At 50.7% G+C, this 15,223-nt stretch carries 12 protein-coding genes, 1 tRNA gene and 1 pseudogene; 9 read left to right on the plus strand and 5 right to left on the minus strand.

The window, feature by feature from the left end; translation table 11 throughout:
- Positions 1 to 102 precede the first annotated feature (102 nt).
- The 6 genes and pseudogenes from ACT3RT_RS12600 to ACT3RT_RS12625 all read left to right on the plus strand — a co-directional run bounded on the left by ACT3RT_RS12600 (position 103) and on the right by ACT3RT_RS12625 (position 5,061).
- Positions 103 to 1,839: a protein-disulfide reductase DsbD gene (locus tag ACT3RT_RS12600; protein WP_496203046.1), complete on the plus strand. Its 1,737-nt coding sequence runs from the start codon at positions 103 to 105 to the stop codon at positions 1,837 to 1,839.
- 43 nt (positions 1,840 to 1,882) lie between these two features.
- Complete coding sequence (dicD, locus tag ACT3RT_RS12605) at positions 1,883 to 2,458, plus strand: division control transcriptional repressor DicD (RefSeq protein ID WP_353500622.1); 576 nt, start codon at positions 1,883 to 1,885, stop codon at positions 2,456 to 2,458.
- Between the two features lie 127 nt (positions 2,459 to 2,585).
- A tRNA-Phe gene (locus ACT3RT_RS12610) sits at positions 2,586 to 2,661 on the plus strand.
- A gap of 277 nt (positions 2,662 to 2,938) precedes the next feature.
- Positions 2,939 to 3,244 (plus strand): annotated as a pseudogene (locus ACT3RT_RS12615) (LD-carboxypeptidase); the annotation flags it as partial.
- A gap of 328 nt (positions 3,245 to 3,572) precedes the next feature.
- Complete coding sequence (locus tag ACT3RT_RS12620; protein WP_485904130.1) at positions 3,573 to 4,517, plus strand: winged helix-turn-helix domain-containing protein; 945 nt, start codon at positions 3,573 to 3,575, stop codon at positions 4,515 to 4,517.
- Complete coding sequence (locus ACT3RT_RS12625; RefSeq protein WP_353500620.1) at positions 4,504 to 5,061, plus strand: hypothetical protein; 558 nt, start codon at positions 4,504 to 4,506, stop codon at positions 5,059 to 5,061. The genes ACT3RT_RS12620 and ACT3RT_RS12625 overlap by 14 nt, the downstream gene beginning before the upstream one ends.
- A gap of 20 nt (positions 5,062 to 5,081) precedes the next feature.
- On the opposite strand, the gene ACT3RT_RS12630 is transcribed toward ACT3RT_RS12625, so the two are convergent.
- The 5 genes from ACT3RT_RS12630 to ACT3RT_RS12650 form a co-directional block, all read right to left on the minus strand.
- Complete coding sequence (locus ACT3RT_RS12630) at positions 5,082 to 5,354, minus strand: helix-turn-helix domain-containing protein (protein ID WP_396132796.1); 273 nt, start codon at positions 5,352 to 5,354, stop codon at positions 5,082 to 5,084.
- 29 nt (positions 5,355 to 5,383) lie between these two features.
- On the minus strand, positions 5,384 to 6,355 hold the full coding sequence (locus ACT3RT_RS12635) for a fimbrial protein (RefSeq protein WP_485904128.1): 972 nt from the start codon (positions 6,353 to 6,355) through the stop codon (positions 5,384 to 5,386).
- Between the two features lie 2 nt (positions 6,356 to 6,357).
- Positions 6,358 to 7,083 carry a fimbrial biogenesis chaperone gene (locus ACT3RT_RS12640; RefSeq protein ID WP_485904145.1) on the minus strand — a complete coding sequence of 242 codons (726 nt, stop codon included), beginning with the start codon at positions 7,081 to 7,083 and terminating at the stop codon, positions 6,358 to 6,360.
- 28 nt (positions 7,084 to 7,111) lie between these two features.
- Positions 7,112 to 9,595: a fimbria/pilus outer membrane usher protein gene (locus ACT3RT_RS12645; protein ID WP_496203047.1), complete on the minus strand. Its 2,484-nt coding sequence runs from the start codon at positions 9,593 to 9,595 to the stop codon at positions 7,112 to 7,114.
- Between the two features lie 185 nt (positions 9,596 to 9,780).
- Positions 9,781 to 10,362, minus strand: a complete 582-nt coding sequence (locus ACT3RT_RS12650; protein ID WP_353500619.1) for a fimbrial protein — start codon at positions 10,360 to 10,362, stop codon at positions 9,781 to 9,783.
- A 646-nt stretch (positions 10,363 to 11,008) separates the two neighbouring features.
- Here ACT3RT_RS12650 and acs point away from each other — a divergent pair.
- From acs to actP, 3 genes are read left to right on the plus strand one after another with little or no spacing between them, the layout of a single operon-like run.
- Positions 11,009 to 12,970: an acetate--CoA ligase gene (acs, locus tag ACT3RT_RS12655; RefSeq protein ID WP_353500618.1), complete on the plus strand. Its 1,962-nt coding sequence runs from the start codon at positions 11,009 to 11,011 to the stop codon at positions 12,968 to 12,970.
- 54 nt (positions 12,971 to 13,024) lie between these two features.
- The gene (locus ACT3RT_RS12660; RefSeq protein WP_353500617.1) at positions 13,025 to 13,336 is read left to right on the plus strand and encodes a DUF485 domain-containing protein; all 312 of its coding nucleotides are present in this window, start codon (positions 13,025 to 13,027) and stop codon (positions 13,334 to 13,336) included.
- The gene (actP, locus tag ACT3RT_RS12665; RefSeq protein ID WP_353500616.1) at positions 13,333 to 15,000 is read left to right on the plus strand and encodes a cation/acetate symporter ActP; all 1,668 of its coding nucleotides are present in this window, start codon (positions 13,333 to 13,335) and stop codon (positions 14,998 to 15,000) included. The genes ACT3RT_RS12660 and actP overlap by 4 nt, the downstream gene beginning before the upstream one ends.
- The last annotated feature ends 223 nt before the right edge of the window (positions 15,001 to 15,223 follow it).

Raw genomic sequence — 15,223 nt, forward strand, 5'->3', positions numbered from 1 at the left:
TAATCAGCGTCTATTAACGCGCCGTGGCATGAAGCGACTCGCGCCCTCTTGCGATTTAACCAGCGGTCAATGCTGACCGTGATGAAGAGAAAGATAATCCGCATGGATCACCGCATTTTTCGCCTTTTCCTCCTGATTTGTAGCCTGTTCTTACTGCCGCTGCACGCCCAGGCCTCCCTGTTCAGCCAGCCTGCGAACCCGCAGTTCGTGCCGGTGGATCAGGCATTCGACTTCGACTTTCAGCAGCAGGGTCCCAACCTCAAGCTCAACTGGACGATCCGCGATGGCTACTATCTCTATCGCGATAAAATCGAGTTAGTCGGCGATCAGGCCCAGCTGGCGGCCTTTATCTTGCCGAAGGGGCTGGAGCATCACGACGAGTTCTTTGGCGATACCCAAGTTTATGAAAAACAGCTGAATCTTAGCGTACCGCTGCGTCAGGCGAGTGCTCAGGCATCGCTGAAAGTCAGCTATCAGGGCTGCGCGGTGGCGGGCTTCTGCTACCCGCCGGAAACTCGCATTATTCCACTGAGCGAAGTCAGCGGGCAGGCTGCTGACGCCGCCACGCCACCGCCAACACCAGAGAAACCGATTGAAGCCGCGCCGACGCCGCAGGTCACGCCGCTGCCCTTCTCGCCTCTTTGGGCCTTGCTGATTGGCATTGGTATCGCCTTTACCCCTTGCGTGCTGCCGATGTACCCACTGATTTCCGGCATTATTCTTGGCCGCCAGCGCCCGCAAAGCATGAAACGCATCTTCCTGCTGGCGCTGGTCTATGTGCAAGGCATGGCGCTGACCTATACCTTGCTCGGTATGGTGGTCGCCGCCGCCGGGCTTCAGTTCCAGGCCGCGCTGCAAAGCCCTTGGGTACTGATTGTGCTGTCTGCCGCCTTTATCCTGCTGGCCCTGTCGATGTTTGGCCTGTTCAGCCTGCAACTGCCTTCTTCGGTGCAGACTCGCCTCACCCTGTGGAGCAATGAACAAAAAGGCGGCTCGCTGGCAGGCGTCTTTATTATGGGCGCGCTGGCCGGGCTTATCTGCTCGCCGTGCACCACCGCGCCGCTGAGCGCCATCCTGCTGTATATCGCCCAGAGTGGAAACCTGTGGGCCGGTGCCGGAACGCTCTATCTTTATGCCTTGGGCATGGGTATCCCGCTGATTATCGTGACCCTGTTTGGTAATCGCCTGCTGCCGCGCAGCGGCCCGTGGATGCAGTATGTTAAAGAAGGTTTTGCCTTTGTGATCCTCGCCCTGCCGGTGTTCTTGCTAGAGAGAATCATCGGCGATGCGTGGGGGCTAAGATTGTGGAGTATGCTGGGAGTCGCCTTCTTCGGCTGGGCGCTCATTATCAGCCTGAAGAGTCAACGCGGGCTGGTGCGCGTCTTACAGTTGCTGCTGCTGGCGGCCCTACTGGTGGCGGGCCGACCTCTGCAAGACTGGGCGTTTCCTCCTCAGGGTGGCAGCGCGGAGCAGCAACACACGCTGGCATTCCACAAAATCAATAATGTGGATGAGCTGAATGCCGCGTTGCAGCAGGCTCAGGGCAAAAGAGTGATGCTGGATTTGTACGCCGACTGGTGCGTGGCTTGCAAAGAGTTTGAGAAATACACCTTTACCTCGCCAGAGGTGCAAAACGAGCTGAAAGACACGGTGTTACTGCAAGCCGATGTGACACAGAATAACCCGCAGCAGGTGGCGCTGCTCAAACGGCTGCAGGTGCTAGGTCTGCCCACCATTCTGTTCTTTGGCGCGGATGGCAAAGAGTTACCGCAGTCGCGGGTGACCGGCTTTATGAATGCAAACCAGTTCGTCGGCCATTTGCAGAAAACGCAGCCTTAAACGACACTAGGTTTTGAATTACGCGAATTGTGAGGAGGCAAACGTGCTACGTGAACAGGTCCTTGACCAAACACTTAATCTTTTGGAACAGCGCGGTTTAGCCACACTGTCATTGGAATCCGTTGCCGAATTGGTCAGCATTCCACTTAGCGATCTGCGACGTTTCTGGCCAGATGCCGAGGCGCTGCTGTACGACAGCCTGCGCCACCACGGCGAGCAGATTGATATTTGGCGTCGCCAGTTACTGCTGGATGAAACTCTCAGCGCGCCGCAAAAATTGCTGGCGCGCTACCAAGTGCTCGACGAGCAGGTGCGGCAAAATCGCTATCCGGGCTGCTTATTTATCGCTGCTTGCAGCTTCTATCCTGATAACGAATCCCCTATCCATCAGCTGGCTGAGAAGCAGAAACAGGCTTCTTACGACTACACCTTCGAGCTATTACAGGAGATGGGGTCTGACGATGCGCAGATGGTTGCCGAGCAGATGGAGCTGATCCTCGAAGGCTGCCTGAGCAAGCTGCTGGTTAAACGCCAGCTGCACGACGTCGCAGTGGCGCGTCGTTTAGCAGAAGATGTATTGAACGTGGCGCGCTGTCGGGAACATGGGGCTCTGGCTTAAATAGCCCCAGAAAATGGCTTGCTGCTCTCTTTTTTGACTGAAAAGCCAGCAAACAAACCGTTTTTATGATGTTTCTCGCATAAAGCCGTTGACGCCCACCGGCCAATACGGTTTAATGCGCCCCGTTGCCCGGATAGCTCAGTCGGTAGAGCAGGGGATTGAAAATCCCCGTGTCCTTGGTTCGATTCCGAGTCCGGGCACCATATTTAGAAGAACCCGCCTATGGCGGGTTTTTTGCTATTGAAGTTAGGACTCTCCAGCGAACGTCGTTCGATTATTCGTCTCATGCTGAGACTCACCCCTTCGGGGCCAGCGCAAGCGCTGTTCATCGGTGCTGACGCACCGCGGTCCGAGTCCGGGCACTATATTTAAAGAAACCAGCTTAATAGCTGGTTTTTTGCTATTTGGGGTTTGTGATCTTCCCACTCCCCCAACTATCCAGCCAAACCCGATATTGTTACATTGTCCTCTTCGAATTCATTTATCGAAGACAGTCTGAAAGACATCGCCACCGTCGAGCGCTCATTCGCCATGCTCAAGCTGAACGGCATTTTTGAGAAGGTAAGCGCCATTATCTTGGGCAAGCACGAGCTGTTTGATGATGCAGGCAGTGACCGTCAACCTTATGAGGTTTTGCGTGAAGTGCTGGCCGGGCAGCCCATACCTATCGTGGACGGTTTCGACTGCTGCCACACTCATCCAATGCTCACCCTGCCCCTCGGCGCAACGCTCTGCATCGATTTTGACCACTCATTGGTTTCCATCACCAGTCATTATTTATCCTAAATACCCAGTCAAAGTTAATTTAAGAATTAAAGCCTCTTCATCGCACGCAGGGGCTTGTTCTGCATATCATCACTTATCGTCATGTACTAAAATTCCTTAACTCATTTATAGGTGAATAACCGCAGGGTTATTACGTAATAAATATTCAAAAAGCAGAGCATTCTTACACCTTAAAACAATAATATTTAAGGATATGATTCTATTTTTTAAAATACTAGGTTTATACTGACCTAGTAAATCCAACATCAGTTAATCGTATGATTGGAAAATTTTGTGTCGCATTTTAATAAAAATATCGCCCACTAGCTTTTAGTAAAACCAGGATGTAGTGGCGAATAAAAGAGGGATGGGCATGATTTATCTAATTGAAAATAAAATACTATTTAACCCTGAAGACAATACTTTATCTTTGCAAAACGACCCAGAGAATCAAGTGAGTATTTCCAATCCTGCGCGCCGCGTTTTATTACTGCTTATCGAACAGCAGGGCATCGTTGTGCAACGTGACATTCTTTTCAAAAAGGTCTGGGATGATTACGGCCTTGTATCAAGTAATAATAATCTTAACCACTGCATTAGCAAATTACGCAAAGTGATTAATACACTGGGTCATACCGAAGATGTGATAATCACCGTGCCCAAGGTCGGTTTTTTATTAAAAAAGGAAATAACTATTTCTGCGATAGATGCTATAGGGGCTATTAACGATGCAGAAAAAGAAAATGATCAGGCCACTGGCGCACCGCCTACGGAAGTTGTCCAGGAGGCAGCAGTAACGGCTGCCGTGGAATATCCGCAGCACGTCATCATGCCTGGCGAAATCACTGATGAAAGCCTTGCAGTGCCGACTGTCATCGCCCCAACAACCATGCCAAACACCAAGGAAGGGAGGGATTTTACATTGCCGATTTTTTTCGCCTCGCTGTTCTCTCTGGCCGTCGCCCTTGGGTTGCTGCTCCAAGAGCACATCTATGACCCAAAAGAAAACCTACAGGTGGCAACTCTGGGCCAGTGCGCGCTCTATTCCACGACGCACTTGCCCTCAAATCAGCGTGCCGATTTTATTCAACGCGCCGAGGAATTTATTGCGCAAAAGAAACTGGTTTGCCAGCCTGGCAATATTTTCATCTTCCAAAGCGAGACATTGGTTTCGTTGATACGCTCGGGTTCAACGCGTGACTTTATGGCAGAGTGCCGGGTCGATGATAAAAATAATCCGACGGCATGCCTGAGCGTTTACAGTAATGATAGGACAAGTAATGACAAGAAATAAATTACGCTGGGTACTAAGGAAGTGCCACGCGGTTTACTGGTTGCCTCTTTTGTCGCTCATCTTTTTATGTCTGACGATTTATAAGCAGGTGGAAGCAAAACACTCCCGGGAAAATTTCCCCTATTCACAAGCCTGTCGTGGTGACTTTATGAGTGAAGTGCAATACGACGATCGGCGTATAAAATTGAATACTACGCTTTACTTTAGTTTCTTAAATAAGAATAAAATCTTAGTCTCGATGAGCGGCAATGTTTACGCATATGATAAAGAAGGTAAGTTAGTCGACAAAAGAATTTTACTGCGAAACATTTACTATAGTTATGTGCTGGAAAACAAAACATTACAAACCTACACATTGAAAAGCGATCGGGTAAATATTGATAGCGTGGACACCATGAATGAAGAGCTATCAAGACTGGTTCTCATGAATAGCTCTTATATTGTTGGCGATTCAGACACCCTGGTTTTAAAAAAATATGACGCCAATAGCATGTTAATCGAAACCACACAGTCGCCTTTTATCATGTGCGTCTTTGTGAAATAACCTGATAGTGGCGTTTTGACCTATTTATAGAGCAGATACAACGTACAGCCGCAGGCGTGCGCGTAGCGCGTTAGCGTCGTCATACTGGCTTGCGCAGGCCGTTTCTCAAGTCGGGTGATGGCCGGGGGCGTGATATCCAGACGCTTAGCCAACTCTGCTCGGCTTATCCCCGCTCGCTCCCGCATGCTTTGCAGCATGCCATAGATCCCATTCTCCGTTACCGCGTTAGGTGCATCACCGTGATCGACAGGTTCTTCGAGCGCTTGCGCCCGTAATTTAGCTGTTCTCAACATATCCGTGTACCCTTTCTGTCCGTTGTGAATCAGTAATAATTGATTTTCACCACCACAGAGGCGTCAAATTTACCGAGTTTCAATTCCCGGCCGGGGATAGCGCTGACTTTGGCCGTAAAGTTTTTCGTCACTTCATTGATGTTGTTTAATTCAGCAAAGTTGTCGTAGCGGTTAAAGACGATAGCTTCATCTTTGTCATTTAATAACGTCAGCTGCGCGCCATTCGCCAGGTCGATCGCATTATTGTTAATCAGCGGACTGGCCGTGGAAAACTCCGCCTGTAGAGAGAAGTTATCCAAACAGCCCTGTTTCACGGCTTTAATTGCAAACGGCAAGGTGATGCCTGAAGAGCGCGACAACTGAATACTTTGAATGGCGCCAAAATCCACCATTTGCGATTCGGGATAGACTTTCAAATCTGACCCACAGGCCAGAAAACGAATTCCCTGTAAGCCGGATAAGGTATATTTCACGTTCTTCGCACCGGCTGAATGGTTTATCCCCCGGCTGCCGTCGAGCTGAAATACGGTAAATTGGTCGGTGCCTTCATAATGTCCACTCGACGGAGGGTTCGCCGTCACTTTGATATATAAGCGGAAGCTGACATTAACCGTGACGTTCTGCCCTTTTTTAATCGGCGGGCTATTGGTGCTCAGGCGCTGTTCGTTCTGCTCCAGATCCTGACCGTTATAGCTCACACCGAGTAATAACCCTTGGCCCAACGATTGCGACTTAGGGTTAAAGTAGAAATGCACGACATCGATAATGCTGCCGAGAACATTGTCGCAGTAAGCCGTCATACTGATCTCATTAGATTCCCAAATCTTGGTTCCGGCCGGAACGTTGGAGGGAATGGCCAATGGACCAATGGCGATGGGCGGCATGTTGACCATGCCGGTCCCTTTTTCAACGCAGTCGAGCGCAAAGACGCTGCGCGAGCAAAGTAGCAGCACGATGAGTAGCCACTTCCTGCGAACTAATAAGCGATAAAGCGTTGGCATGGCTATTTCTTCTCCGGCTTGCTCAACATTTGGCAGCTGGCTGCGCTACAAGAGTACTGATTAACCTGTAAACCGCCGTAATCATCCATGTAGCCGATGCTGTATTTCGAGCTGACATACTGGCTGCCCGAGAGGGTTTCAGTGGCGAACGGTGCCAGCATCAGGCTATCGAAGCCGCGAAAACTCCCCGCGTTGTCTTTCCCCAAATAGCCAAGGGTGATGTAAAACGGTGTTGGGTTGCTGATGGTCAGGCCGTCAGCCGAAAGCTTGACGCCAATCTTCTCTTGCCATGCGCCTTTGGCCTGGCTCGCAATAGCAGCCGGGCGAAAAAACAGCTTAATGCGACTTTGAATCGCCACCTGCATCACGTTCGCCAGTTCGCTTTTCGGTGGCACTTCGCGCACATTGAAATAGAACAGCGATTCGCGATCTTTCGGCAGCGCCGCGGTTTCCGGCAACTGTAAAACACGGATTTGGCTTTTCTGCCCGGCATCAATGCGCTGCATCGGCGGCAGAGCCACCAGAGGTGAAGAGATCTTTTCACCTTTGGCATTCTCCAGCCAAACCTGCGCCAGATAAGGCAAATCCTTGCTTTGGTTTTCCAGCATGATGCTGACCGACTTCTCACCGGCGTTAAAAATAATCCGCGTGCGGTCGATATTGACGGCGGCGTTCGCTCCCTGAATTAGGGTTGTCGCCACTAATGCCGCAGTGGCTACACCCATCATGAACTTCTTCATTCGTCGTCCTTCCTCATTATCTCAATTCAACATTGCCTGCTGCGGCCTTGACCGATTGGCAAGGCAGCAGCAATTGACCATTTAAACTCGCAGAGTCCGCCGGGACCTGAATGCGGCACTGTTTGTCGTCGCCCCAATTCACCGTCAGGCTCTTCTCACCCGAGACACCGGCCAGATAAGCCAGCCCGTTATCACCAATCAACCCAGCTTCAAAGCCAGAGCTATCGTCGGTGACGGAGGCGCCCAGCGGCGGGAAACTGCCATCGGCCAGGCGGATAGTGGCCATCAGACGTTCACCCTTAATCGCGCGGATTTTGCGGAAACCAATCGCCCCTTCGGTGAGGGTTTTGCTCACCACCGAGCTATAAACCTCCACGTCGTCCGGCAGGTTGTTCACATCCACCCGAATGTCGGAGGTTTGATAGCTGGAGACGCCATTGACCACCGCGACGCCATAATCATTGGTTACAGACGCCCCGTCGCTGATAGGAATGCCCTTAACGCCGGTTGATAACATCATGCGCGGCTCACTCCCCGCGCTGCTCTGATGCAGGGCCGCGCCGTGACGCGTGGCGGTAAAGGAGCCATACCAGTTGCCACTGACCGAGCGATAGTCGTTATTCTTCACGCTGCCGTTAACCCCGAGCTGGCCGTAAGGCGACATATGCTGATAGTTGGCGCGGAAAATGCCGTCGCCTTTTTGCAAGTCAGGGCTGCTACCGCCCGCCCCGACGCGCCAGCTGTTTTTCGGGTCTTCGCTGTTGTAATAGGAAGCCGTCTGCGAGAAGCCGTTTTGCGAATCTTGTTGCGCGTCGTAGCTGATCTGCCGTCCACTGGAAAGCGGCAGGCTGAACGACAAAAACATCTGATTTTCATCGGTATATTGGTACTGCAACTTACTGGCTGACAGGGTGGCCGAAACGCCGGTAAAGCGCCCGATATCAAAAATCTTACTGACTGAAACGCTGTAGTTATTGCTCGGGCTGTCGTTCCAATAAATCTTGTGCGTCGCCGACAAGTAGAGGGTGATCGCAGGCCAGGGTAAGAATTGGTTGGCCGTCACCGTGTAGGTTTGCTTGTCGTCGCGCGAGTAGTGTTCGCCGTTGGTCTTGTCCAAATATTGGTTCAGCGACATAAAGCTCTTTTCCGAGAAGCGATACCCGGCGAAGGTGATCTGGCTGCCGGTGCTGTCAAAACGCTTCGAGTAGTTCACCCGATAGCTGTAGCCGCTCTGCTTGCCTTCAACCGGGACCGTGGCCGATGAGCGCGTCACGTCAAAAGAGATCGCGCCGAAGTCTTGCAGGTTTTGCCCTACCCCCAACGCCTGCGACTGGTAATTGCCGGTGGTGGAAATCAGGCCGCCATACAGCGAAAAGTTGTTCAGCGCGCCCCAGGACATTTCCCCGCTATAGAAACCCGGCTGCATCACCTTGTTATTACTGCCGGTCGTCGGTTTACCCATGGCGGTTTTGAAACGCACTTCTCCCTTACGCGTTAAAAACGGAATGGTGGCGGTGCTCACCTGATAAGTGGTGACGCTGCCGTTTTCCTCTTCAATCCGCACGTCTAGCGCCCCTTGCACGGCTTCGCTCAGGTCCTGAATCACGAACGGCCCCGGCGACACGTTGGTCTGGTAAATCACCCGGCCATTTTGACTGATGCTGACTTTGGCATTGGTCTTGGCAATCCCGGTCACCTGTGGCGCGTAGCCGCGCAGTGAAGGAGGCAACATGCGCTGGTCGCTATTTAGCGAGACGCCGAGAAAGCGGAATGAGTCGAAAATGTCCGAGTTAAAATAGGTTTCACCGGCATTGAAGCGCGCGCCAATCGACGGCAGCGCGCGATACAGATAACGCTGGGTCCAGTTGAACTGGCTGTTGCGCTGGCCGCCCGACGAACGAGTATTGTTGTACTGATAATCAGCACGGGCACGCCACGGCCCGACGTTAAAGCCCGCCGTACCGTAACTGCTCAAATTGGTGGAACTGCTGCCGTTCTGCGGCATGTATTTGCTGCCCAGCAGGTTGTAATCCAGAATGGCTCCGGCAACCCCCTCATCCCACTGCGAAGGCGGCACCCAGTTTTCATCGTGATAGGTCAACCACGCCTGAGGAATACTGACGTTGAGCGTCTGCTTCTCCTGATCGTAGCGAACGGTCACTTCTTCGCGCGTGTCGAGAGAAAGGCACTGGCCGTCGTGCCAGCTTTCCAATGATTTGCGAGCCGCGTCGGTCAGGTCAAACTTATCGACCAACTCGGGCGTCAGGCAGATTCGGCTATTCTTATTGTCGGCGTCGGGAATATATTTGATCAGGCTCTGTTCTGGCAGGGTTCGGCCATTCAGAACGATATCCAGCAAATATTCTCCAGGCGCAATGTAGTTGGCGACTTCAAAGCGTTTTAAATCGATATTATTTCTGTCCCCGGCGTCAATAAAGTTGGTATTGAACTCCACTGCCAGGCTGCTCATTGAAATAAAACATCCCGTCAAAGAACTCATAACGATGACAGTGAGCTTTTTTCTAATCGGTGTCTTATTAAAAATGACCAACATATAAAACCACTTTTATTTTTATAAAGCGTGTTCGGCTTAATTATATGAACAGTGAAATATAGCCAGCAGAAAGCCTTGCCAATAAAGGCACGATAAAAGGGGAGTAAACTCCCCTATTTATTAAGGCAGTCTTATTTGTAATTCAGGGCGTAAGTTGCCTGAGATACGATAGTACCGGTGGATACTGGCTGGTTGTTCGCTTCAACACGCGCAGCAAATACCAATTCGTTATTACCGGTCACTAAGTTGATGTCTTTAGAGGTATCACCCACTTTCAGCAAGTCGCCGTTTGAGTCGATAAGACGGATCGCAGCACCTTTAGCACTACCGGTGTTAGCCAGTAACTCGGACAGGCTGCTGTCTGGCGTACCCGCGAAAGATACTGCAACTTTAGACATAGCTGGGTACTGAACGTCGCCAGCGGTCTGTGCAGTCAGGTCACAATCTTGCAGGTGAATGGTGTAGTTAACGTTTTGTGAATACTTATTGCCGCTTTCCAGCACTTTATTCGCAACCTGGCCCATGTTCACGTTAATGTCTTCATCACCAGCTGCGATAGAGCATGGAGCGTTAATAACAGTACCGGTGAAATGAATACGACCAGAACCCTGATCGGCTCCCGTTGGTGCTACAGGCTCGTCAGCTGCAAAAGCTGAAGCAGAGATAACGGCAGACAGGGCAACGATGAGAGCTTTCTTTTTAGTAATAAACATATTGAGTCCTTGAGAAATAACGGTAGCAAAGAGAAATCTTGCTTACCGAAGAGAGCACCCCTCTCTTTTCCAGATCAATATACTGTTATTTGTGTTTTGTCGGAATAATAACTCGCAAAATGCTAATATTAAGGTTATTAATCTAAAATGTAGGACTTATAAGACTTTTCTGTAGGAAATTTCACTCTGAGGTTAAATTAATTAACATTATATTTCATGATGGTTTTGAGCTAATTAATATAAATTGTGAATGGATTAAGCTTTATTTAACAAAATAAAAACCTTTGTTTTAAATTGATATTACATCGCACCATTTTTCAGGCGAGGGAGACGCCGCGGCTTGGCTTAGGTCAACTTCGTGCAGATAGGCTAGGATCCATACAATTCTAAAATTTGATCGGCTCTACCTATCGTAATTTTTTAGTATGCGGCAAATATTGCTGCACGACATTTTCACGCTTTTCTTTCCTCTCCTCTTACTCATCTCACCTTACTCAATGTGAGCATCCTAGCAGCCTAATGACCACAATCTTGCTTGGGTTACTGAGGTTGCGTGATCCGCCCCCCAAAATCCGAACAAAGCCTCAAGGCAAACTACACTTAACCTTTGATTGACATATGATTAACAAATTAAAGGAGAAAAACCATGAGCCAAGTCCATAAGCACCCTATTCCTGCGTCAATCGCAGAACGTACTCTCATCACACCAGAGCAATATCATCAGTATTATCAACAATCTGTAGAAAATCCGGATGCATTCTGGGCTGAGCAGGGAAAAATTCTCGACTGGATCAAGCCATACAGCAAAGTTAAAAACACCTCGTTTGCGCCAGGCAACATTGATATCCGCTGGTTTGAAGATGGCACCCTTAATTTGTCGGCCAACTGCCTTGACCGCCATCTCGAGAAAAACGGCGACCGCACGGCCCTGATTTGGGAAGGCGATGACCCGAAAGCCGAAAGCAAACACGTCACTTACCAACAATTGCATCACGACGTCTGCCAGTTCGCTAACGTACTGAAAGGCCTCGGCGTGAAGAAAGGTGACGTGGTTGCCATCTATATGCCCATGGTGCCGGAAGCCGCCGTGGCGATGTTGGCCTGCGCGCGCATCGGCGCCGTCCACTCCGTTATCTTCGCCGGCTTCTCCCCAGAAGCCGTGGCGGGTCGCATTGTCGACTCCAACTCCAAAGTGGTGATCACCGCTGACGAAGGCTTACGCGCCGGGCGCACCATTCCCCTGAAGAAAAACGTCGATGACGCGTTAAAAAATCCGGCAGTTACCAGCGTCACTAACGTGGTGGTATTTAAACGCACGGGTAAAGAAGGCGAATGGAAACAGGGCCGCGATATTTGGTGGCATGACGCAATTAAAGATATTTCCGCTGATTGCCCGCCGGAAGAGATGAAAGCGGAAGATCCGTTATTTATTCTTTATACCTCGGGTTCAACCGGTAAACCTAAAGGCGTATTACATACGACTGGCGGTTATTTGGTTTATGCCGCGCTGACGTTTAAATATACTTTTGATTATCACGACGGCGATATTTATTGGTGTACCGCCGACGTCGGTTGGGTCACTGGCCACAGTTATTTACTTTATGGCCCATTAGCCTGCGGCGCTATTTCACTTATGTTCGAAGGCGTGCCTAATTACCCGGCGCCAAATCGCATGGCGCAGGTCATCGATAAACATAAAGTGAATATTTTATATACCGCACCAACGGCTATTCGCGCATTAATGGCGGAAGGTAATAAAGCCATTGAGGGAACCAGCCGCGATTCATTGCGCATTATGGGTTCAGTGGGTGAGCCGATTAACCCGGAAGCCTGGGAGTGGTATTACAAGACCATAGGTAACAGCAAATGCCCAATCGTCGACACCTGGTGGCAGACCGAAACCGGCGGCTTCATGATCACCCCGCTGCCCGGTGCGACCGAGCTGAAAGCGGGTTCGGCGACGCGTCCTTTCTTTGGCGTTAAGCCAGCCTTGGTGGATAACGAAGGTGTTCCGCAGGAAGGGGCATGCGAAGGGAACTTGGTCATTACTGATTCATGGCCGGGTCAGGCGAGAACGCTGTTTGGCGATCACGACCGTTTCGAACAAACTTACTTCTCAACCTTCAAAAATATGTATTTCAGCGGCGACGGCGCACGTCGTGACGAAGACGGTTATTACTGGATAACCGGCCGCGTCGATGACGTATTGAACATTTCCGGCCACCGTCTGGGGACCGCGGAGATTGAATCTGCGCTGGTTTCGCATCCGAAAATTGCCGAAGCCGCAGTGGTTGGCATTCCGCATAACATCAAAGGTCAGGCTATCTACGCCTACATTACCCTCAACCATGGTGAAGAACCCTCAGCAGAGCTGTATGCCGAAGTGCGTAACTGGGTACGCAAAGAAATCGGACCTATCGCCACGCCTGACATTCTTCACTGGACTGATTCCTTACCAAAAACTCGCTCAGGGAAAATTATGCGCCGCATTCTGCGCAAAATTGCCGCTGGCGATACCAGTAATTTGGGAGATACCTCTACCCTCGCCGATCCGGGTGTAGTCGATAAGCTGTTGGAAGAAAAACAATCAATGAAAGTGCCGTCGTAATTTTCACCGCCCTGGCGCGGTGAACTCTATCAATGCCTCACAGGAGTCACTGAGATGAATGATCTCATTTATCAAAGAGTTGTAAATAATCCACGCTTCAGGGAATTAGTAGAAAAACGCAGCCGCTTCGCGTGGCTGCTCTCTATTATCACGTTGGTGATGTACGTCAGTTTTATTTTCCTTATTGCCTTTGAACCCCAGTGGCTCGGCACGCCACTCTATGAAGGAGGAACTATCACTCGCGGTATCCCCATTGGGGTTGGGCTGATTGTCGCCTCCTTCGTGCTCACCGGTATTTATGTCTATCGCGCTAATGGCGAATTTGATCGCCTGACGGCAGAAATCATCCGCGAGGTGAACCCATGAACGCCCGTCGTTTAGGGGGATTATCGCTGGCGCTTCTGCTGGCATCACCATTCACCGCGCTGGCCGCAGAAGGTATTGCAGGGGAAGTCAAAAAGCAGCCTCTGAATATCGAAGCCATCGTGATGTTTGTCCTTTTCGTCGGCGCCACGCTGTATATCACCTATTGGGCCTCAAAGCGCACCCGCTCCCGACAGGATTACTATACCGCCGGCGGTAAAATCACCGGCTTCCAGAATGGGCTGGCCATCGCCGGTGACTTTATGTCGGCGGCATCATTCTTGGGCATTTCAGCGCTGGTTTATACTTCCGGCTACGACGGCTTGATCTACTCGATAGGCTTCCTGATTGGCTGGCCAATCATTCTATTTCTCATCGCGGAACGGCTTCGCAACTTGGGGAAATACACCTTCGCGGATGTCGCTTCCTATCGTTTAAAACAAAAGCCTATTCGAACTCTGTCAGCCTGCGGCTCGCTGGTGGTGGTCGCCCTGTATCTCATCGCGCAAATGGTGGGTGCCGGCAAACTGATACAGCTGCTCTTCGGGCTTAACTATCATGTCGCCGTGATTCTGGTCGGTATTCTGATGGTGCTTTACGTCTTGTTCGGCGGGATGTTAGCCACCACCTGGGTACAGATTATCAAAGCGATCCTACTGCTCGCCGGTGCCAGCTTTATGGCGATTATGGTGATGAAGTCGGTCAACTTTAACTTCAACACTCTCTTCCAGCAGGCGGTGGCGGTGCATCCAAAAGGGCTGGCAATCATGAGTCCGGGCGGGTTGGTCTCTGACCCTATATCCGCGCTATCGCTTGGATTGGCACTGATGTTTGGTACGGCCGGATTGCCACATATCCTGATGCGTTTCTTCACCGTCAACGATGCAAAAGAAGCGCGTAAAAGCGTGTTCTACGCCACGGGTTTTATAGGTTATTTCTACATTTTGACCTTCATTATCGGCTTCGGCGCTATTGTTCTCGTTAGCGCAAACCCAGCATTTAAAGATGCAACCGGCGCATTGTTGGGCGGCACCAACATGTCAGCGGTTCATCTTGCCGATGCCGTTGGCGGTAGCTTCTTCTTAGGATTCATCTCCGCCGTCGCCTTCGCAACAATCCTTGCAGTAGTGGCAGGGTTAACGCTAGCTGGCGCTTCAGCGGTATCTCACGATCTGTACGCCAGCGTAATAAAGGATGGTAAAGCCACTGAAAAGGATGAGCTGCGTGTCTCGAAGATCACGGTAATTATCCTCGGCATCGTCGCCATTTTGCTGGGTATTTTATTCGAGAAGCAGAACATTGCATTCATGGTCGGTCTGGCATTCTCTATCGCCGCCAGCTGTAACTTCCCAATTATCCTGCTCTCCATGTACTGGGCAAAACTGACGACTCGAGGAGCAATGATTGGGGGTTGGCTTGGTCTCTTAACCGCGGTGATTCTCATGATCCTCGGCCCAACGATATGGGTACAGATCTTAGGTCATGAGAAAGCCATCTATCCTTATGAATATCCTGCACTATTCTCAATGATTGTTGCCTTTGTGGGAACTTGGCTGTTTTCAATAACAGACAATTCACGCGAGGGGCAGCTGGAAAGAGAACGTTTCCATCCGCAGTTCGTGAGATCCCAAACCGGTATTGGCATCTCCCAAAGCTCCAACCATTAATCAGTAAGCCATAACGCAAGAAGCCCCTCGGCTCGTAAGAGCAGGGGGGCTTCTTTGTTTTGCACTTTGCCGTGTCCCATATAGCAAAAAACCCCGGCCTTTCGGCTGGGGTTTCTCACTTTATTTGATGCCTGGCAGGTGATGAACCACCGCGTGCTTCACCCTGCGGGCCGTTGCTGCGCAACGTTCAATAGGCAGCGCCTTTTGTCCTTCTCTCTTCTCG

The sequence above is a fragment of the Ewingella sp. AOP9-I1-14 genome, assembly GCF_052375995.1.
In the GTDB taxonomy this organism is placed as follows: domain Bacteria; phylum Pseudomonadota; class Gammaproteobacteria; order Enterobacterales; family Enterobacteriaceae; genus Ewingella; species Ewingella allii.

Bases quoted from the DNA above. Each gene is read 5' to 3' on its own strand.
- ACT3RT_RS12600 (WP_496203046.1), top strand. From the start codon at position 103: ATGGATCACCGCATTTTTCGCCTTTTCCTCCTGATTTGTAGCCTGTTC.
- ACT3RT_RS12625 (WP_353500620.1), top strand. From the start codon at position 4,504: ATGACAAGAAATAAATTACGCTGGGTACTAAGGAAGTGCCACGCGGTT.
- ACT3RT_RS12630 (WP_396132796.1), bottom strand. From the start codon at position 5,354: ATGTTGAGAACAGCTAAATTACGGGCGCAAGCGCTCGAAGAACCTGTC.
- ACT3RT_RS12635 (WP_485904128.1), bottom strand. From the start codon at position 6,355: ATGCCAACGCTTTATCGCTTATTAGTTCGCAGGAAGTGGCTACTCATC.
- ACT3RT_RS12640 (WP_485904145.1), bottom strand. From the start codon at position 7,083: ATGATGGGTGTAGCCACTGCGGCATTAGTGGCGACAACCCTAATTCAG.
- ACT3RT_RS12645 (WP_496203047.1), bottom strand. From the start codon at position 9,595: ATGAGTTCTTTGACGGGATGTTTTATTTCAATGAGCAGCCTGGCAGTG.
- ACT3RT_RS12650 (WP_353500619.1), bottom strand. From the start codon at position 10,362: ATGTTTATTACTAAAAAGAAAGCTCTCATCGTTGCCCTGTCTGCCGTT.
- acs (WP_353500618.1), top strand. From the start codon at position 11,009: ATGAGCCAAGTCCATAAGCACCCTATTCCTGCGTCAATCGCAGAACGT.
- ACT3RT_RS12660 (WP_353500617.1), top strand. From the start codon at position 13,025: ATGAATGATCTCATTTATCAAAGAGTTGTAAATAATCCACGCTTCAGG.
- actP (WP_353500616.1), top strand. From the start codon at position 13,333: ATGAACGCCCGTCGTTTAGGGGGATTATCGCTGGCGCTTCTGCTGGCA.